This is a genomic window from Firmicutes bacterium HGW-Firmicutes-1 (genome assembly GCA_002841625.1).
Classification (GTDB): Bacteria; Bacillota; Clostridia; order Lachnospirales; family Vallitaleaceae; genus HGW-1.
In genome coordinates, this window is sequence record PHAG01000011.1 from 21999 (window position 1) to 41522 (window position 19524).

The 19524-nt window shown below is 33.7% G+C and carries 19 protein-coding genes; 6 read left to right on the forward strand and 13 right to left on the reverse strand.

All coding sequences use genetic code 11. From position 1 onward, the window contains the following. Positions 1-6 precede the first annotated feature (6 nt). The 4 genes from CVU84_14005 to CVU84_14020 all read right to left on the reverse strand — a co-directional run bounded on the left by CVU84_14005 (position 7) and on the right by CVU84_14020 (position 3493). Complete coding sequence (locus CVU84_14005) at positions 7-492, reverse strand: rubrerythrin (GenBank protein ID PKM93693.1); 486 nt, start codon at positions 490-492, stop codon at positions 7-9. Positions 493-576: 84 nt separating this feature from the next. Continuing rightward, complete coding sequence (locus CVU84_14010; protein PKM93694.1) at positions 577-954, reverse strand: hypothetical protein; 378 nt, start codon at positions 952-954, stop codon at positions 577-579. 51 nt (positions 955-1005) lie between these two features. After that, complete coding sequence (locus CVU84_14015; GenBank protein PKM93785.1) at positions 1006-2037, reverse strand: L-asparaginase 1; 1032 nt, start codon at positions 2035-2037, stop codon at positions 1006-1008. Positions 2038-2092: 55 nt separating this feature from the next. Beyond that, positions 2093-3493 carry a hypothetical protein gene (locus tag CVU84_14020; GenBank protein PKM93695.1) on the reverse strand — a complete coding sequence of 467 codons (1401 nt, stop codon included), beginning with the start codon at positions 3491-3493 and terminating at the stop codon, positions 2093-2095. Between the two features lie 216 nt (positions 3494-3709). On the opposite strand from CVU84_14020, the gene CVU84_14025 reads away from it, so the two are divergent. Beyond that, positions 3710-4924 carry a hypothetical protein gene (locus tag CVU84_14025; protein ID PKM93696.1) on the forward strand — a complete coding sequence of 405 codons (1215 nt, stop codon included), beginning with the start codon at positions 3710-3712 and terminating at the stop codon, positions 4922-4924. Here CVU84_14025 and CVU84_14030 read toward each other — a convergent pair. After that, a complete protein-coding gene (locus CVU84_14030) occupies positions 4921-6315 on the reverse strand; it encodes a two-component sensor histidine kinase (protein ID PKM93697.1) in 1395 nt (464 codons plus the stop codon). The genes CVU84_14025 and CVU84_14030 overlap by 4 nt on opposite strands. Before the next feature lie 406 nt (positions 6316-6721). Here CVU84_14030 and CVU84_14035 point away from each other — a divergent pair, with 406 nt between their 5' ends. From CVU84_14035 to CVU84_14050, 4 genes are all read left to right on the forward strand, one after another. Beyond that, the gene (locus CVU84_14035; protein PKM93698.1) at positions 6722-9193 is read left to right on the forward strand and encodes a copper-translocating P-type ATPase; all 2472 of its coding nucleotides are present in this window, start codon (positions 6722-6724) and stop codon (positions 9191-9193) included. Positions 9194-9206: 13 nt separating this feature from the next. Continuing rightward, the gene (locus tag CVU84_14040) at positions 9207-9878 is read left to right on the forward strand and encodes a hypothetical protein (GenBank protein PKM93699.1); all 672 of its coding nucleotides are present in this window, start codon (positions 9207-9209) and stop codon (positions 9876-9878) included. Positions 9879-9905: 27 nt separating this feature from the next. After that, positions 9906-10121 carry a heavy metal transport/detoxification protein gene (locus CVU84_14045; protein PKM93700.1) on the forward strand — a complete coding sequence of 72 codons (216 nt, stop codon included), beginning with the start codon at positions 9906-9908 and terminating at the stop codon, positions 10119-10121. Between the two features lie 66 nt (positions 10122-10187). Then, on the forward strand, positions 10188-10493 hold the full coding sequence (locus tag CVU84_14050) for a CsoR family transcriptional regulator (protein ID PKM93701.1): 306 nt from the start codon (positions 10188-10190) through the stop codon (positions 10491-10493). Positions 10494-10624: 131 nt separating this feature from the next. Here CVU84_14050 and dhaL read toward each other — a convergent pair whose 3' ends face one another. From dhaL to CVU84_14075, 5 genes are all read right to left on the reverse strand, one after another. Next, entirely contained in the window at positions 10625-11254 is a 630-nt protein-coding gene (gene dhaL / locus CVU84_14055) for a dihydroxyacetone kinase subunit L (protein PKM93702.1), read from the reverse strand. A gap of 70 nt (positions 11255-11324) precedes the next feature. Further along, positions 11325-12389, reverse strand: coding sequence for a hypothetical protein (locus CVU84_14060; GenBank protein PKM93703.1), 1065 nt, complete (start codon positions 12387-12389; stop codon positions 11325-11327). 306 nt (positions 12390-12695) lie between these two features. After that, positions 12696-12977: a hypothetical protein gene (locus tag CVU84_14065; protein ID PKM93704.1), complete on the reverse strand. Its 282-nt coding sequence runs from the start codon at positions 12975-12977 to the stop codon at positions 12696-12698. A gap of 99 nt (positions 12978-13076) precedes the next feature. Then, the gene (locus tag CVU84_14070) at positions 13077-13730 is read right to left on the reverse strand and encodes a hypothetical protein (protein ID PKM93705.1); all 654 of its coding nucleotides are present in this window, start codon (positions 13728-13730) and stop codon (positions 13077-13079) included. A 165-nt stretch (positions 13731-13895) separates the two neighbouring features. Continuing rightward, entirely contained in the window at positions 13896-14459 is a 564-nt protein-coding gene (locus tag CVU84_14075) for a hydrolase (GenBank protein ID PKM93706.1), read from the reverse strand. A 158-nt stretch (positions 14460-14617) separates the two neighbouring features. Here CVU84_14075 and CVU84_14080 point away from each other — a divergent pair, with 158 nt between their 5' ends. Continuing rightward, on the forward strand, positions 14618-15976 hold the full coding sequence (locus CVU84_14080; protein ID PKM93707.1) for a diguanylate cyclase: 1359 nt from the start codon (positions 14618-14620) through the stop codon (positions 15974-15976). 29 nt (positions 15977-16005) lie between these two features. On the opposite strand, the gene CVU84_14085 is transcribed toward CVU84_14080, so the two are convergent. The 3 genes from CVU84_14085 to CVU84_14095 all read right to left on the reverse strand — a co-directional run bounded on the left by CVU84_14085 (position 16006) and on the right by CVU84_14095 (position 19464). Next, positions 16006-17925, reverse strand: coding sequence for a hypothetical protein (locus CVU84_14085; GenBank protein ID PKM93708.1), 1920 nt, complete (start codon positions 17923-17925; stop codon positions 16006-16008). Then, positions 17925-18602, reverse strand: coding sequence for a DNA-binding response regulator (locus tag CVU84_14090; GenBank protein ID PKM93786.1), 678 nt, complete (start codon positions 18600-18602; stop codon positions 17925-17927). The genes CVU84_14085 and CVU84_14090 overlap by 1 nt, the downstream gene beginning before the upstream one ends. Before the next feature lie 103 nt (positions 18603-18705). Beyond that, the gene (locus tag CVU84_14095) at positions 18706-19464 is read right to left on the reverse strand and encodes a hypothetical protein (protein ID PKM93709.1); all 759 of its coding nucleotides are present in this window, start codon (positions 19462-19464) and stop codon (positions 18706-18708) included. Positions 19465-19524: the final 60 nt, after the last annotated feature.

Sequence of the window (19524 nt, forward strand, 5' to 3'; positions counted from 1 at the left end):
ATTTAGTTAATATTCTTCTCTTATACCAAATTCTGCTGATTCTACCCATTCATTTGCTTTGTTAATCATTAATACGATTTCTTCAAGGATTTCAAAGTGCTCTTTTTCTTGATTCATTAAATATTCAAACAATTCTTTCGTTTCAATTTCAGTTGCTTCTGAATGGTATTTATGATAAAGATCAATACTCTGTTTTTCCTTTTCTAATGCCATTCTATAAAAATCAAGCTGATCTGGTGCTGCCTTAATATCATCTTTAAAATTTTTGGCCTCTTCAAATACATTTTTAACCTCAGTCATCAAGTCATTCTCCATCATTTCATAAGAAGACACCTCGTATTTCTTTTGCAGAATGTCCGCATGGTTCCTTTCATCTTGAGCCAACATAAGTAAGATCGTGTTTAAACGATTACCTTTATTTATTTCTGCTTGCTCGGTATAGTATTTTTCCCCTTCAAGTTCCATTAAAATAGCAAATTCATAAATATTCATGTCTTTATCTCCTTGTATTTGTTTCATCATTTTAAGTATAAATACATTTTACCACTTATCAAACAATATGACACCATTGCTCGTTTATTTATACACCATTCTCATACTAATTGGATTAAACCCAATCGTATCAGCAGGCAATTCCAAGGTGTAATAAGCATTCTTATGACCCTCATCCGTTAATCCAGGGTTAATATGCCTAACAACTCTTACAACCTGCATATTCATATCCATATAAACAACATCTATTGGAAATTTCACACCTCTCATATGTATGGCATTACAAGGATAGAGTAACATACCATAATAAGATGGCAGCTCTTCAATGCCAATCAAACCATTCATTCTATCTTGTTCTTTTGTAGCAATCATAACTTTTGTTGCTACTAAATACTCTAATCCTCGATCATCAATTAAGAATATATTAAGGGGATATGGTTTCACCAAAGTACTCCAAATCATTTCTTAATGATATTATATGCTATGTACATAATTAGTATATCAAACTATTTATCATAGCACTTCATGATGTAGTGGCTTAGACAGCTCTCCTCTCAAATTCTCATGCATTAGATCTTTAATTATTTCAATAGAATAACATTTGCTTAGAAGATAATAAAGTTTTGTTGCAGCAGCTTCTGCAGTCATATCATATCCACTAACTGCACCTGCATCTACTAAATAATTACTAGTTTCATATTCTCCAATATATGCATATCCTTTCAAACACTGGGTACACACTATAATAATAACTCCACGATCGGCTGCTTCTTTTAAAACAGTCTTTAATCGCTGATCTCGATTTGGTATATTCCCAACACCTAATGCTTCAATGATAATGCCTTTTAGTGGAGGCTTAAGCATATTTTCTAAAACATCAGTCTGGATACCGGGGAAGATCTTCACGACTGCAATTGGAAAATCTCCAAATTCAAGTACTCGAATGTTCCTATTTTTTTTCTTCATGATTAAATCTTCATTCATTTCTATACGAACTCCAGCTATGGCTAGCGGTGGGAAATTTGGTGATTCAAAAGCATCAAGTGTATCCGAACTCGTCTTTACTGACCTACACCCTCTAAATAGCTTGCCACCAAAATAAAGGCACACCTCTGGAACTTCACATCCAGCAGCTATCTGTAATGCTGTGATAATATTTTCTCTCGCATCATTTCTAACTTCACAAAGAGGAATTTGAGACCCTGTAAGAATTACTGGTTTATCCAAACCCTCCAGCATAAAGGAAAGTGCTGAGGCTGTATAAGCCATCGTATCTGTTCCATGTAAAATCACAAAACCATCGTATTCGTCATAATGCTCTTCAATATCCTTGGCTATTTTTATCCACTCCATCTGAGACATATTAGAAGAATCCAAAAGCGGTTCATATTCTTTAATACTATATTCTGGCATAATATCCGCCTTTAACTCTGAGAATGTATCAAGTTCTTTTTGCATATAGCCCTTTTGGGGCGCATAACCCTTCTCCGTTCTGACCATTCCAATCGTGCCACCTGTATATATAATGTATACCTTTTTTTTCATACTTGCCTCCGTAATTATCAAAAATAATGTAATTCTAGCTATCCTCACATACTTTTTATTTTGCTGCTCTTTTCTTGTTATCATACATCCTTTTGTCAGCTAAACCAATTAATTCATCGTACGTTGTCCCCTCTTGCGGAAAGCTAGCAATACCATAACTAAACCGGCAAACAATTTCATCATCTTCAAGCATGATTGGATTATCCAAAAAATGTTCTTCTAATTTATTCATTTTTTTAGCAATATCCAGTTCACTAGAATAAAGAATGACTGCAGCAAATTCATCTCCCCCTATCCTAGCTACTATATCTGATGCTCTTAGTCTGTTTTTTATATTTTTAGAAAAATATCGAATTAATTCGTCACCAGCAAGGTGACCCCTTGTGTCATTTACTTTTTTTAAACCATCTAAATCAAGCGTCACTACAATAAACGTTTCCTTATATCGACTTGATCTCGCAATAAGCTTCATTAAGGAATCCTCAAAGTATTTTCGATTATTTAAACCGGTTAAACTATCATGTTGAGAAATATAAATCATTTCTTCATAAAGCCTAAAATTTGTTAATGCAATAATTAATTGCTTTCTTAAATATTCGACAATCTCATAATCCTCTGATGAAAAAATATTGTTCTTATGACTGTCAATATTCAAAAACCCAAAGAGCTTCCCCTCAAGAAAAATTGGTGCACTAATTGTAGATTCTACTCTGTAGCCCTTAATATTATCAAGGAATTTTGAGCCATCCTCTTGTGCAATATATTGTTGAACATCATTAATGATAATTGTGTCTTTGATATTTCCCATTGTTCTCTTCCACTGAAAAGAATTTTGTAAAGGTAGACGATACTCCTTGGTTTCATTTTCAAGATATCCGACTGAGGCTACAATTTTAAGTGCATTGTCCTCCCCTAGTGTGAGAATACAACCAAAGTCTGCGTTATCAATAGCGTTAATAGATTTTTCTAATATAAAATCATAAATATCATCAAATCCAGATTTCTCTAAAATTGAATTGTTAACTTCTAATAGAAAATCTTTTATTTTCTCAATCTGCTCAACTCTTTTAGTCTGTACCAATTGTTGTGTGATATCATACATAACACCAACAATTCCACAAAAAACTGCATTTTTATCAAGTACTGGCGTTTTATGTATCATCACATCACGTTCTGTACCATCTTGTTGAATCACCTTTGTTTGAAAATATTGATCCTGCTTACTTTCTATAAGGTCTTTATCTGCTTTATCATAAATAATAGCTAGGTGTTCAGATGAAATATCATAGACGGTATGATCAATGACCTCTTCCAATGATAAACCAAAATACTTTAAAAAGGCCTTGTTGCAATACCGATATATTAATTGATTATCTTTATAGAAGATTGGCATAGGAATTTCATCAAGAAGTCCATTGATGAACTCATCTTCATATTGATAGGCAAATTCCTTCATAAAAATCTCCTTTCCTACGATTTCTTAAAGCAATCTAACAAAAAGCTGTAATAACATAAATTAAAATTTCGTCTCTAGTATATTATAGTACCTTTTATCACTTTCGACAAATGATTTCGACATTGTTGTATGTATGATTCCCATCCTGTTCTTGTTGAAACAGCAAAAAAATGGTATACTTTTATCAGGTAAACCATATGATAGGTAGGTGAGATTTTGGAGCAAATTATTGATGAACTCAAGAACAATCATATTATTCACAGCAATGATGTTAAAGTTTTAAAAGAATATATCAGCCAAAAATATCCATATGATTCTTTAAATAGAACTGCTGTAATTTTTGCTGACGCAGTACATAAAATAATTGATCATAACATTATACATTTTGATGAACCTTCAAGAATCTCAATCAAGCGAAACCTATTAAAAGAAGTTTCTCAAAAAAAAGTGTTTGAAATCAATGCTTTTGAAGTATTTGAAGTCTGCACTCAATTATATGTTGCTGATGAAGATTATATAGAGAGATTAACTTCATGGATTAATCATAATCAAAGCAAAATCATTTCGGTCGATGAAGTCGTTAAATTGTCTACTGACTTAAATAAACCTATTAAACCTGTACTAAATGAAGCTACTCTCGTTTTGAGAGCTCGGTTGGCTGTACTTGATGAAGAAACAAAAAGACAGCAAGAACAGCAGCAAGCTATGATTGACGCGTCTATTTTAGCTGAACAAATCATAGAACAAGAAATTGCTATTGAAGAACCCTTACAATTTCAAGTTAAGATCTCCCTATTAAGTAGGCTAAAAAGCAATTACAAAGAGGCTATCGCAATTGCTGCACTAACAACGGTTATATTCTCACTCATAGGCTCTCTTAAGTACTTTGATCATGTCAATAAAAAGCCAATTCCTAATCATAGCATAATTAATATGCCTACCATTGTTAATGAATTAAATGAAAAAGTTTTTAGTAAAGCCTCCCTCGGAAATCATTTGCCAGAACATTTGCAATATAAAGTAATTAACCTAGAAGCCTTAAAGGCATGGTTAAAAGAAAAAGATTCGACCTTAGCAGATGAAACTTATTTTAATAGCATTCATATGACCGCAAAAGCATATGACATCAACCCTTTATTGATGTTTGCCATTGCAGGACAAGAGCAAGCTTTTGTACCCAAAACCAGTGACGATGCTGATGCTATGGCTAATAACCCCTTTAATGTTTTTGGAAGCTGGGAAACCTACAATACAGATATTGACGATGCTTCTAGCATTGCTGCTCAGACAATTCTTAATTTAAGCAAAGATTGTCCGGAAAATGAAGATCCAATAAAATGGATCAACAAAAAATATGCCGAAGACCAAAACTGGCATATTGGTGTTACAAAAATCTATACACAGCTTGTAAAAGCCACTAATCTGAATTAGTGGCTTTTTTTAGGTATAGAAATACTAATTTGTGTACCCTTACCTAATTCACTTTTAACCAATATAGTTCCCTTATGAGCATCAATAATTGCTTTGACAATTGTAAGCCCTATCCCAGATCCCCCCGTCAATCTATTTCTAGATTTATCCGCTCTGTAAAACCTTTCAAATATATAAGGGAGATCATTTTCTGGTATTCCTGAACCATTGTCATTGATTGTAATTTTTGTAAAACTCTCATCCGCAAAAACAGCAATTTCTAGTATGCCTCCTTGTGGCGTATATTTAAGAGCATTGGACAATAAATTCACGATAACTTGACTCATTTTATCCTGATCTGCTTCAATGAATTCTTCTTTTCCTATAAAATCGACCTTAATCTTCTTACTGTTATAATCATTTTCAAAATTATGAAGAATTCTTTTCATAACCTGTGAAATATCAAATTCTGTTTTCGTAAGTATAAGGTTTTCGCTTTCATATTGAGCTAGTTTTTCTAGGTCACCCACCATTCTTCCAATTCTCATAATTTCTTCATGACAGCTCTCAAGTCTTTGAAGCTCAGGTTCCCATATGCCATCAATCATGGCTTCCATATGACTTTGCAGTGTGGCTATTGGTGTTCGGAGTTCATGAGCTACATCACCTGTTAATCGTTTCCTTAGTACCTCTTGAGTTTCTAAAGTCTGTGCAAGTTGATTCACTGATTCGGTTAATTGCCCTATTTCCTTTGTATTTGACGCTTCATTGATACGGTCATGAAAATACCCCTTTGAAATCTTTTGTGCCGAATCAATTACCCTCGCTATCGGTATACTCAATCTTCTAGCCATGATGTACCCTAGAATAAGTGCAAATATCAAAGAAAAAATACCAACCCCAATAAACAAGCGATTTAAGGTATTTATAAATTCTAAATCATTATCATTCAAGTAAAAGGGTCCATAGTAACCAATATACACTGTACCAACTTCATTCCCATCACTGATTATAGCATAAGGTACTTCTACATAACTTCCTTTTAAGCTAGGATAACGACTATTCAAATTACTAGCCATTTGCTGAAGCATCCTTTGACACATGCCATTGTTATGAACGGTTGCATCCCAAATCACTTCTCCTAAACTATCTTCCAACCGCACAATTAATCCATTGCCCATTGCACCAATACCTATGTCTTCAATTAAAGCTGTTTCCCACTGTCCTCCAGGCTGATATTGATTTGTTAATGCAGCAACAACTTCTTTGTTTCTTTGCTCAATATTATTCTTAACATAAGTTTGAAACTGTTTATCCAACATCAAGTTAGTTAAAAAGCTAATTAAAGTAACACTGATCAGTGCAACTAATATGTAGGATAGAGATAGCTTTGTACGTAAGCTATACTTCATAACAATCACCGCCAAATCTTTATGAACTATTTGTTCGTTTTTTTACTTAGTTCACAACAATCTAATTTTCCATTTCCAAAAGCTTTCACATTTTCTTGTGCTAAATTTTTTAAAAAAACATTGTAAGCCTTCTTGATTTTTTTCAATAATCCTGTCATAAGCCTTCACTCCTTTCATTATATTTAACATTCTTTGGTTAAACTATTTGCATCTTGGAAACATTATAACAATATAATGTGTAGTTTTTATGAAGTTCCTTGTATTTATGTTAAAAATATATTTTTTTCGTAAGAACTTGACAAGGTTGTGATGATAGAGTATACTAAATATACCGTAGGGGGGTATAGTATATCTCCGATACGTATTCCTAAATCAAACTTAACTTAAAAAAGGTCAGGTGGTTGACATGAAAAAAGAAAGTTTAAAGATTCTCGGTATGACCTGCTCAGCTTGTGCTTCAGCTACTGAAAGGGCTGTTAGAAAGATTGATGGTGTTCAAGAAGCTAGTGTTAACTTTTCAACCGAAAAGTTAAATATTACCTATGATGAATCAAAAGTTACAGTAAATAATATTAAAGATGCAGTTACAAAAGCTGGTTATGACGCTTTAGAAGAAGTCACCGAAAAAGAAGTAACAATTCCAATTCAAGGCATGACATGTGCTGCCTGTGCAAATAGAATTGAAAAGGTAACTGGAAAAATGGATGGAGTTTCTGTATCAACTGTCAATTTCGCAACTGAAAAAGCGACAATAAAATATGATCCAACCAAGGTAAGAATTTCTGAAATTAAGCAAGCTATCGCTAAAGCTGGTTATAAGGCACTAGAAATAGAAACGAAAATAGCTGTAGATGAAGATAAAATAAGAAAACAAAAAGAAATACGTACCCTTTGGACTAAATTTATCATATCTGCTGTATTCAGTATACCATTACTTTATATTGCAATGGGTTCAATGGTAACTTGGCTGAACTTTCCGATACCACAATGGTTAGATCCAATGATGTATCCGTTAAATTTTGCTTTATCACAAATTATATTAGTGATCCCAGTAATCCTCGCTGGAAACAAATTTTATTCAATTGGCTTTAAAGCAATTTTTCGAAAAAGTCCTAATATGGATTCTTTAATTGCAATGGGTACATCGGCCGCTATACTCTATAGCGTATTTTCAACCTACATGATATCTATCGGTGAATTTATCTATGTTGAGGATTTGTACTTTGAAACTGCTGGTGTTATTATCACTTTAATTTTACTTGGAAAATCTCTTGAAGCAGTATCTAAAGGTAAAACCTCTGAGGCCATCAAAAAGCTAATGGGTCTAGCACCAAAAACTGCAACAATCATTCAAGATGATAAAGAAATTGAAATACCTATTGAAGAAGTTGAAGTTGGAGATATTATACTTGTTAAACCAGGAGAAAAGCTACCTGTTGACGGTGTTGTTGTTGAAGGCTATACTTCTGTTGACGAATCTATGCTTACAGGAGAAAGTATACCTGTTGAAAAAAATGTAGGTGCTAAAGTTATCGGCGCTAGTATTAATAAAAACGGTTCCATCAAGTTTAAAGCAACAAAGGTCGGTAGTGATACCGCACTCGCACAAATCATTAAGCTTGTAGAAGATGCCCAAGGTTCAAAGGCACCAATAGCTCAAATGGCAGACATTGTATCCGGTTACTTCGTACCGATTGTTTTTGTAATCGCAACCTTATCGGCATTGGCTTGGTTTATCACTGGTCAATCCGCTGTATTTTCACTTACCATTTTCATTGCAGTACTCGTTATTGCTTGCCCATGTGCCCTCGGCCTAGCAACACCAACAGCTATTATGGTAGGAACCGGTAAAGGTGCAGAATATGGTATATTGATTAAAGGTGGCGAGGCTTTGGAGCTTACCCATAAGATCAACACAATTGTCTTTGACAAAACAGGGACTCTCACTGAAGGTAAGCCCGAAGTAACAGATATAGTTGCAGTTGAATCAATTGATAAAAATATGCTTCTTCAACTAGCAGCATCCGCTGAAAAGGGTTCTGAGCATCCTCTAGGTGAAGCAATTGTAAAAGGTGCTGAAAAAGAAAATCTTGAATTATTAAAGGTTGAACAATTCGTTGCAATACCAGGTCATGGCATTGAGGTAACAATTAATGCTAAGAATTTATTATTAGGTAACCGCAAACTAATGGCCGATAGGAATATCTCCCTCGAACTCCTTGAAAACGAGTCAGATAGATTGGCATCTGAAGGCAAAACTCCTATGTATATTGCAATCAATGATAAAATTGCTGGCATAATAGCCGTAGCAGATGTTGTTAAAGAAAGCAGTGCAAAAGCCATTAGACAGTTACATGACATGGGTATTGAAGTGGCTATGATTACTGGAGATAATAGAAAAACAGCTGAGGCAATTGCAAAACAGGTGGGTATCGATAGAGTTTTGGCCGAGGTACTTCCTCAAGATAAAGCAAATGAAGTGAAAAAGTTGCAATCTGAAGGTAAAAAAGTTGCTATGGTAGGTGACGGTATTAATGATGCCCCTGCTCTAGCACAAGCAGATATTGGAATTGCGATAGGCTCTGGAACAGATGTAGCCATGGAGTCTGCTGATATTGTACTTATGAGAAGTGATCTGATGGATGTTCCAACAGCAATACAATTAAGCAAAAGCACAATACGAAACATTAAGCAAAACCTCTTCTGGGCCTTTGGTTATAATGTTGCTGGTATACCTATCGCTGCAGGCTTATTATATGCCTTCGGAGGACCTAAGTTGAATCCAATTTTTGCTGCAGCAGCCATGTCACTTAGCTCAGTTTCTGTATTAGTAAATGCCTTAAGGTTAAAAGGCTTTAAACCAAAAAAACTTAAATAAAGAGGTATTAAAAATGAAAAATAAAATGATACTAATCGTGATTCTCATTGCAACTGCTATTACATTTTCTGCTTGTAAGGATACTGATGTTGTTGGAAAGGTATCAATCACATCTTTTGAAGCAGTGCTAAATCAGAACCCTGATAACATTAAGTCAGATGACACAACAAATAGCTGGGCACTCACATCAGCAACTGGAGAAAGATTTATCTGGAGTAAGGACTTTAGTAATGAAGGCACGCCTGATGCTATGCTTGAATTCGATGCTCAACCATTTCTTGATGCTGGATTAGACATAAATAAACTACCTGCTGAAATGGTTTCAGGCAACAAAATTATATATACCTCTGAATTAGGTGGAGACAAATTTACTTATAAAGGTGATGCTACCCCCATAGAAACTTATAAGCAAATTGTTAAAACAAATAGAGATGTGATTGGCTATCATGCAAATCTTGATCACTATGGAATTGCACTTGGAAATGGGAATATGTTCGAATGGGCAAAAGACATGAGCACCAACGATAAGGATATTGTATTTGTACTAAATCCTCAACCCTTTATAGACGCAGGAGTAGCACCAGAAAAAGTTGAAGGATGGGTGTTTGCAAAGGTTGAAATGATGGATGAAAACGGAAAGTCTATGGAGACAGATAAATTTTTAAAGCCTTTTGATCTAAAGTAATAAAAAAAATATATAAGGAGAAAAATCATGAAAAAACAAATCAATATTAAAGGTATGAGCTGTACACATTGTATAAAACATGTTGAAAATGCATTGGAACAGCTAGAGGGCGTTTCTAATGTTTCGGTTGATTTAGAAAATAATAGTGCAATTGTTGAGCTTCACAACGATATACCAGATAATCAACTTGAGGAAGCTATTGAAGAAGCTGGTTATAATGCAGTTTCTATAACTAACTTATAATTATTTGGTCGGCAAGCTACAACTTATGTCGACAAGTATATATAAGTAGATTTGGAGGGAGTTACCATGAATGAAGAATTAAGTACCACTTCAATGGCTCGAACAAAAGCTCGAACAGAAAAACAAAGAAATGACTTAATTACTAGACTGAACCGAGTCGAAGGTCAAGTAAGGGGAATTAAGGGTATGATTGAAAAAGATGTTTACTGTGACGATATTTTGCATCAGATTTCAGCAGTTCAAGCCGCTCTAAAATCAGTTAGTAAACTTGTCCTCCAAAGCCATATGCAAAGTTGCTTAGTTGAACGAATTCGATCAGGTGATGAAGATGTCGTTGATGAAATTTTAAATACTATTGGAAAAATGCTGTAATTTGAATACAAAGAATGAGCTCAGCAGCAATGAGCTCATTCTTTTTGCTATATGGGGGTTGAGGACTAAAAAAAAGAGTGTATGTAATATCCTTTTCAGGATGAGCTGCTAACAATAAACTTCAAGATCAACTATTTATAGCATTGTTTATAATGATTTGTTACAGCTTTAAGTATAATCAACGATGATGTTGCTCCTGGATCTTGATGTCCAATACTTCTATCACCTAAATAGCTAGCTCTACCTTTTGTAGCTTTTATAGTCTTCGTAAATTCTACTCCCGCTTGGGCTGCTTGACATGCTGATTCTAAACACATTAATAGTGAATGTCCTTTTTCAATTCCTAGTTTAATAGATTCATAAGCAGGTTCTAAAGCATCAACCATAGTTTTTTCACCTTTTGTTGCCTTTCCTTTTTCTTTAATACCAGAAATAGCTGCTAGTAACATTTTTTCCACTAATACACCATCTAAAACCGTTTTACCTTGAGCAACAATACCTGCTTTTATAAAAGCTGTCCCATAAAGTGGACCAGAAGCGCCGCCTACGGTAGATAATAATGTCATTCCAACTTTTTTAAGCGTTATCCCTATATCAGTGTCTTCGTCAGTTACTTTGAGTGCCACAGCATTAAAACCTCTTTTCATGTTGATCCCATGATCGGCATCCCCAATTGCACCATCTAAGGATGTTAAAAAATCTGTATTTTTTTCAATTGCTTTTTCTATACACTTGATAAAACTGTTCATCGTTGCTTCCATATTGATCCTCCTATTTTAATAGTATTACTGTTATATTTTTTATAAGCAATAAGTGTGCCAAGCATTTGTATTAGTTAAATAAAGTAATTTTAATCTGTTCAATTTTTTCTATGATTTTCAAATGATTTAACTCAATGTGCTCAGCAGCACTAACTTGCTGTTGTATATTTGCAAAGATAGATTGCGCTTCTTGCTCCATAATATTACTTGTTGTCACCACCTGCTCAATTGATTCCTGTATACTATCTGTCTCTTCTTCAACTTGTTTCGTAGATAGCATTACTTCATCAACTTCTTCTGAGGTTCTAGTAATTAGATTAGAAATATTCTCGAATAGAAGTCCTGCTGAATCTACTAAATGAATGCTCTCACTAACATCATCTCTAGTTGTATTTAATGCTACATTAACATTTTGGATGTCTTTTTTGTTTGTACTTATGAGTATAGATATCTGGTTTGCAGCTTGATGGGTTTGTTCAGAGAGTTTTCTAATTTCTTGGGCTATTACAGCAAAGCCAAAACCTTCTCTTCCTGCTCTAGCCGCTTCAATTGAAGCATTTAGAGCTAGTAAATTTGTTTGATCGGATATTTCTTTGATTGTTGTAGTAATTTTTCCTATTTGTTCAGAACTTCCAACTAATTTACCAATTGCTTCAATTACATTGTAAGTACTCTCTTGAAGCTTTGCCATTTGATTTATCGCACTAATGACTACTTGGTTGCCTTGTTGAGTTTCGTATTTCGTATTTTTAACATGTCCATATGTAGCATCAATGGAATTGGTTACTGTAAATACTTGAGTTTTCATTTTATTCCCAATTTCAGAATAATTCTTAACGGTTTCAGATTGGTTTTCTACACCATACATCATCTCCGAAACGTCAAATGCAATTTGATTTGTTAGTTCTACTGATTGCTCAATATCCTTAGAAAGCATATGGAAAAAACTTAATAGTCCTTGTAGTTCATGATCTAACTTTTTCTTAAATGATACGAGTTCTATATCGTTTAACTCCTTATTCTCTTTTTCCAAATTATCTACTTCATCTATTTCATTTGCTTTTTCAAGAATTTGTTTTGTTCTTTTTGTCCATTGCAACTTTAGCCACCCAATATACTCTTTTCTTTTTCTCATAACATAACCTCCTTAATTCTTTTTATCATTTCATTAAGTCCTAAAACAGTAACAAAAATCATATTTACTTTATTATAAGCAATAAGCATGCCAGAACATATAAAGCTAATAAAATGCTATATATTGTTACTTGTTCAATATTATTGTTAAAATGTACAATAACCAGTCATATTTTACCTACAAAAAAAGACTTAGATGATTAAAATAATCACTTTAGTCTTTTTCGTTCTAAAAAATAATAAGCAAGGAAAATAATATCTAGTTCTATTTTCCTTGCTTATTAAATTCAATAAATATATATCAATTTCACTTAGGTAGTCTACTATCATAATCTTTATGCTCATTACCAACATAATCCAATATTGCCTCAATTTCAATTAAGCTACCTTCGTTATGATCATATATTTTTATCTCTCTAGGTTCTCCATCGTCATCTTTATGTTGAAGATAATTATGAACGACCTCTTGTGCATTTACTGCATTTATTTCATTTCCATAAATTGCAACATACTCTTTCTTAGGAATGGATAATGTAATGTGATAACCTTCTTCTAACCTTTTTCTCTGTTCGTAAATATCATTAATCATAAGTTACCCCTTTCAATTACAAAAATACTCAAAGAGCTATTTCTCATAATTGTAGTATAACCAGTGGGTATATCCTTATACTAAAAATCTTAGACTTATTTAATAGAAATACCTATATCTATAAGGCACATATGGAAGATATGGTTGATAAGGCAAATATGGGCGTCGTGGATAAGCTATAGATGGTCGAGGTCTGTATGGAATATATGGCGATCTATATCTTCTTGGATACCTACGTCTTCTTCTACCAAACATTTCGTTCAACAATTGCACTTGAATATTATCCCATAACCATACATTTCTACCGGGAACTACAAATTGTTGAGCCTCAACATCTGTCTCGACTGGTTGCACCTCTTGCATTAATTTTGGAAGCACACCATCTTTTTCCATTTTAGCATAAATTCTTGCAACAATAGTTAAAATAACTTCCTTATCAGGGTATTCATCAAACATTAAGCTACCTTCGTACTCAAGGTTATCACATTCTTCATCTACATGAAGCTGAATGTTTTTACACATGTCTGGATATAAACTTTTCATATATTGGGTATCTGCTTTATCACATTCATATCCGTCATCGTCGTCGTATTCTTCTTCCTCTTCCATAGGCCTTTGTATACTTTTTGGTATATACATTTGCCTTGATTCAGGTTCGAAAATAGGCTTCTTTTCTTCAACAGGGTATTTTTTTGCTATATTACTCGCATATGGATTCATTTGCATTGGATAATCATAATTATATCTTTTCATGGATATCTCCAAGCTTTTATTCAATAATAGTATATGTCAACGCTATCATTTGTGCTTCCATTTCATCAATTATTTAACAAATATTTTATCGTTCGGCTTTTTTATTGCTTCTTCCGCTTCATTTCTCCTGCCTGCCTATTGATTTAATTTTATCTTAGATAATTACTATTCACCTTGAAGACCTAATTCTGTTGCATTCTCTTTCATACCTTCAATCGTCCATAGTATAATAGTATCAAGATCCATTCCCAACATCTCACAACCTTGTAATATTACATTGCGATTTACCCCAGCTGCAAAGCCAGCTGACTTAAATTTTTTCTTAACCGATTTCACTTCAAGATCAAGTATACTCTTGGTTGGTCTCATCAAGACTGTGGCTGTAATCAACCCCGTTAATTCATCAATTGTATATAGAACTTTCTCCATTTTTAATTCAGGTTTTACATCACTGCAAATATTCCACCCATGAGATACAACAGCATGAATAATATCTTCGCTTATCCCCTCTTGTTCCATGATTTCCTTTGCTTTATGACAATGTTCTTCTGGATAAAGTTCGTAATCCAAATCATGTATCAATCCAATATTACCCCAATACTCTTCATCTTCTCCAAACTTGTGTGCAAAATACTTCATTACCCCTTCTACGGCCATTCCATGCTTTAACAAATTATCACTCTTATTGTATTTCCCTAGCAATTCATATGCTGCTTCTCTTGTTTCCATTTATCAATACTCCTTTGATTTCTTCTCTATCAGAACCACGTTTCTCATTTTTCTTGCATTAATGTCATTATATGATATTATAAATATAAAAGCAAATAATGTATATCAATAGACAACCATTTTTCTTCAAAAGCAAACGAGCTTAAGGAGGTATTCATATGAGTGAATCTTTTAAAAACATTCAAAATAAAGCTTTAACCACTTTTCAATTAGATAAATTTTTTTCTGCAGACTTAGATTTGATGTGCATTTCTAATATAGAAGGGATGTTTCTAAAGGTAAATAAAGAGTTTGAAAATCTCTTAGGTTACAAAGTTGAAGAACTTGAGGGTAAGTATTTTCTTACTTTGGTACATACGGAGGATGTTGCTGCTACCTCTGAAGCGATGCAAGCTCTGAGTTCACAAACGTCAGTATATAAATTTGTCAACAGATACCTTTGTAAAAACGGATCCTATAGATATATCGAATGGAAATCTTATCCTTGTGAAGAACATGTTTATTCATCAGGCAGAGACGTTACACAGACTATACAAATGCACCAGGAATTGATGCAAAAAAATGAGGAGTTGGCTCGACTTACCACTAATTTAAAGGAAGCAAATACTATTTTTGAAGCCTTAGCTGGTACAGATCGTTTAACTGGATTGTATAATCGTTATTCCTTTGACCAAAACATCATAAATGAAATGGAACGTTCTGATCGCTATGGAGAACATCTTTCAATGCTTATTTATGATATAGATCATTTCAAACGTGTTAATGATGATTTTGGGCACCCAATTGGAGATGAGGTTTTAAAACAGACTGCTTCAATCTTTATACAACTTATTCGACAATCAGATATGGCTTTTAGAATTGGTGGAGAAGAGTTTGCACTACTAATGCCCGAAACTTCTTTAAAACAAGCTTATCTTGTAGCCGAAAAAATTCGCATAACTTTTGAAAACCATTTCTTCCAAGTAGTAGGAAAGATTACCGCTAGTTTCGGGGTCTCAGAACGTTTTAAATTTGAATCCTTTAAAAGCTGGTATAGAAGAACTGACGAAGCACTGTATTCTGCTAAAAGCTGTGGGCGAAATCAGGTTGTATGCCATAACAAAAAAGATATTCCTATTGTATCAGTGAATATCGCGTGGGATGAAAAATGGAATAGCGGAAATCGAATGATTGATAGTCAGCATAAGGAGCTTTTGGTACTAGGCACTGCTATCTTTGATAGCACCTATTCCAAAACAAATTCCCATGAAATTATGCAACAGCTTGATAGTCTTTTATTTAAGATCCAAACCCATTGTGACGAGGAAATACGCATTTTAAAGTCTATTGGATATAAAGAAATAACAGAACATGCGAACCTCCATCACCATTTAATGAAAAAAGCCGAAAAACTCAAAATCGATTATATGAATGGTGATGTAAAAGCTTCAGTTTTTCTTTCGTTTATATTAGATGAATTTATCATGGATCATATACAGCATGAAGATATAAAATATTTTCAGTTGCTGAACAATTAACCAAAAGGGGCGTCTATCGCCCCTTTTTACTACTCTTTCAACCTTAGAGTAAAATAAAACTTCACGCTCTCATTTGTATTTTCTACACCAAATTGACTCTCATGTAAATCAAGGATATTCTTAACTATCGCTAACCCGAGTCCAGTTCCCCCAGATTTTTTGTCTCTGGATTTTTCTACCCTGTAAAATCGATCCCATATTTTAGGAAGATCTTCTTGATCTATGTGGTCTCCATTGTTTTCTATATACACAATTAGTTCACCCTCTTTTATTTCTGTGCCTATTACAATATATCCCCCCTTATGTACATGTCTTATTGCATTACTTAGTATATTGGTTATTACCTGCTCTATCCTTTTCCGATCTCCATATACGTCTAGATTGATATCCTCGTATTTAAACTTCATGTTAATATTCTTTTCACTCACGGATTTGGATAGCCTACTAATCATTTCATCAATTAAATAAATGATATTGAATTTTTCAATCTTTAATTCTTGTACTTTTGACTCCAGTTTAGCTAGGTCAAGCAATTCCAAAACCAATTCATCCATCTTTTCAATTTCATCAAGTATAACATCAATATAATAACTCTTTTTTTCTTCAGCTATATTATCCTTAATTCCTTCTGCAAAGCCCTTTATAACCCCTAATGGTGTCTTAAATTCATGAGATACACTTGATATAAATTCTTTACGCATTTTTTCTAAATTACGTTCTTTTTCTATATCTGCCTGAAGTTGCTGATTTGCAGATTTTAATTCTACCAAACTCGTACCCAGATTCATGGATAGTCGATTTAAACTTCCTGCTAAATTTCCCAATTCATCATTGGATTTAATCACACACTCTTCTGAGAAGTCGAAGTCAGCCATTTTACCTGCCACCTTGTTCATCTTAATTAAGGGATTGGCAATGATCCTTGAGAAAAGTAAAGACATCACAGCTACCAGTACAATTGCAATCATAATAGCGTATAAATAATAGCCTTTCATAACATTCACGGCTTCACCAACTGGTTGTAAGGATGAAATCACAAATAGGAACTCTGTCATTTTATTTTCATGTATAATTGGTTTTACAAATACTATATGATCCATAGTATCGGATGCACCTTTGTAATGAAACGCAGTAATTTGGTCTTGCTCCATGACCATCTTACCTGTGCTGTATTGCCAATTCCAATAATCGATTGATGACCATAATAAATCATTATTATAGTTTGTTAATAATTCAATTTGAGAAGGAATATTTAATTCTTCAATTATTCCGGAAATTTTTTCATATCTAAATGCTACACTATTATAACCTCCATATGTAGCGATCGCACCTGGCAAAACTGGCAAACCTTCTTGGACTCCGCTAATCTGAATACTCGGAAGCAGTTCCTGACCTTCTATTAAATGCGACTCTGAATCAACCGGTGATATTGCTACTTCGGCTGACATACTTGCAGCTTCGAGGTTGATATTTTCCCATTTTTTATTGTCCTTTTTTATACTAACAATAGAAAAAACATTACTGAAATCAGAATTAAAATAGCCCTCAACTGCAATTTCAGAGTCTAATGTAAGATTCAGACTTTGAAAATCTTCTAGAAAGGCCACATTGGTTAATGGTATCCTTACTCTTCCACTTGATGCAGTGTTCAGAAGAATATCAAAGTTAGGTATATATTTTACAAATCTATTTTCATCCAATACAGCAATTTGTACATTGTTTTCGTCTGAAAATCTATTTAAATTTTTAACAATATTTGTACTGTCCCATTCTTCATTGGAGTATTGCACGCTGAGCTTCTCCATGTTTTTTTCAAGTTGGGTTATTTTAGTGTGTAAGTAAAACTTTTCAAAAAACAATGTCTGACCAACCATAAAAATACCAAGAAAGAAAGAAAAAAACACTATGGTAATGATAAACAACTTAAGCACTATACTTGCTTTTCTCATTATTTCACCTCAAATTTATACCCATATCCTATTATGGTTGATATCACAACCGCTTTATCACCTAGCTTGCTTCTTAATCTCCTAATATGTGTGTCTACAGCTCTTAAGTCTCCATAGTAATCATATCCCCAGATCTTACTTAGAATAGTGTCCCTAGTTAATACAATATTCTTGTTCTCCATCATAAAAAGCAACAAATCATACTCTTTGGGAGCGAGCTCAATTGATTTATGATCGATCTTAACGGACCTTGAAAATCTATTTATTTCTATTCCATAACATTCTAAAACACCATCTAAACGACCTACCGTACCCTCTGCTCTCTTTAAGAGCATCTTGGATTTTGCTACCAATACTTTTGGGCTAAAGGGCTTTGTAACATAATCATCTGCACCCAAATCATATCCCATCAACTTATCCTCTTCATCTGATCTTGCAGTAAGCATGATGATTGGTACATCAGATATTTTTCTAAGCCTTTTACAAACAGACCATCCATCTAATTTAGGAATCATAATATCTAAAATTACAAGATCAATTTTCTCTGTCTCAAAAAAATCTAATGCAGACCTTCCATCTTCTGCTTCAATGATTCTAAAACCTTCCTTAGAAAAATAATCTATAACAATCTCTCTGATTCTATCATCATCTTCAACCAAAAGTATCTTTTTATTCATGCTCATATGGCCTCACTTAAACCTATATTTGTCAGAACATGACCAATACCTGCATATCATTTTCATTCAAGCAGGCATTGGTCATAAGAAATATTAATTTTTATTATTGGGTTAATTTAATCGTTTTACCGTTAGCTGTTATTTCATCAGCGATAAAAACCAATGTACCTTCGCTTAACTCAATTAACATTGCATCTTTTACTACTTCTCCGTCTTCTAGCCTATCATCTACATTAACAAAGTAAGTTCCTAACTCATAAGGTACACTTGCTGTTGAGGATTCATTATTTGTTGCCGGTAACGCTTTTATAATACTTATACTATTTGCTGCTGGTAAACCACTTATAATTCGTTCATTGTTTTCAAGAATAATATCGACTTGTTCTACTCCAGTCTTAACTTCCACTGAATCTGTATCTAAAGTGGTACGCATTATTGCTGGTACTGCTTCTGTAGATGCTTCGAAAATGACTGCTGTACTTCCTCCAGTGGATATACCAATCTCTTGTGACATTTTAAGCGTCACTTCAGTCCCTACCTTTAAATCTAATTTCTTAAATTCTTCGTTTTCCAAGAAATGTCCTATTGGAACAAGATATTCTTGATCTTTCGTCTTTACTGTCATATCGTATTTATTGATTTTTTCAATTGTACCCGATATTTCATTAGGGATTTCTGGTGCATTACCTTTTGTAGCCATAACAGCATGTGCTGTTCGTACTGTAATTGGAGCCTCCGTAAATGTTAATGTTTCTTCTTTTGTGTTTGTCTCAACGTTTGTGTTTGTCCCAGCGTTAGCAGCAATTACAAATGTCAGCATAATGCCTGAAACCACCAACGTAAGGGGAATAATTTTCTTCATATTGATTACCTCCATAAAATATTTTCTGTTACAAATGGAGTATAATTCACTCACATGTAA

Bases quoted from the DNA above. Each gene is read 5' to 3' on its own strand.
- CVU84_14045 (PKM93700.1), top strand. From the start codon at position 9,906: ATGAAAAAACAAATCAATATTAAAGGTATGAGCTGTACACATTGTATA.
- CVU84_14095 (PKM93709.1), bottom strand. From the start codon at position 19,464: ATGAAGAAAATTATTCCCCTTACGTTGGTGGTTTCAGGCATTATGCTG.
- dhaL (PKM93702.1), bottom strand. From the start codon at position 11,254: ATGGAAGCAACGATGAACAGTTTTATCAAGTGTATAGAAAAAGCAATT.
- CVU84_14075 (PKM93706.1), bottom strand. From the start codon at position 14,459: ATGGAAACAAGAGAAGCAGCATATGAATTGCTAGGGAAATACAATAAG.
- CVU84_14015 (PKM93785.1), bottom strand. From the start codon at position 2,037: ATGAAAAAAAAGGTATACATTATATATACAGGTGGCACGATTGGAATG.
- CVU84_14060 (PKM93703.1), bottom strand. From the start codon at position 12,389: ATGAGAAAAAGAAAAGAGTATATTGGGTGGCTAAAGTTGCAATGGACA.
- CVU84_14090 (PKM93786.1), bottom strand. From the start codon at position 18,602: ATGAATAAAAAGATACTTTTGGTTGAAGATGATGATAGAATCAGAGAG.
- CVU84_14040 (PKM93699.1), top strand. From the start codon at position 9,207: ATGAAAAATAAAATGATACTAATCGTGATTCTCATTGCAACTGCTATT.
- CVU84_14035 (PKM93698.1), top strand. From the start codon at position 6,722: ATGAAAAAAGAAAGTTTAAAGATTCTCGGTATGACCTGCTCAGCTTGT.
- CVU84_14010 (PKM93694.1), bottom strand. From the start codon at position 954: ATGATTTGGAGTACTTTGGTGAAACCATATCCCCTTAATATATTCTTA.
- CVU84_14005 (PKM93693.1), bottom strand. From the start codon at position 492: ATGAATATTTATGAATTTGCTATTTTAATGGAACTTGAAGGGGAAAAA.
- CVU84_14030 (PKM93697.1), bottom strand. From the start codon at position 6,315: ATGAAGTATAGCTTACGTACAAAGCTATCTCTATCCTACATATTAGTT.
- CVU84_14085 (PKM93708.1), bottom strand. From the start codon at position 17,925: ATGAGAAAAGCAAGTATAGTGCTTAAGTTGTTTATCATTACCATAGTG.
- CVU84_14050 (PKM93701.1), top strand. From the start codon at position 10,188: ATGAATGAAGAATTAAGTACCACTTCAATGGCTCGAACAAAAGCTCGA.
- CVU84_14070 (PKM93705.1), bottom strand. From the start codon at position 13,730: ATGAAAAGATATAATTATGATTATCCAATGCAAATGAATCCATATGCG.
- CVU84_14065 (PKM93704.1), bottom strand. From the start codon at position 12,977: ATGATTAATGATATTTACGAACAGAGAAAAAGGTTAGAAGAAGGTTAT.
- CVU84_14080 (PKM93707.1), top strand. From the start codon at position 14,618: ATGAGTGAATCTTTTAAAAACATTCAAAATAAAGCTTTAACCACTTTT.
- CVU84_14020 (PKM93695.1), bottom strand. From the start codon at position 3,493: ATGAAGGAATTTGCCTATCAATATGAAGATGAGTTCATCAATGGACTT.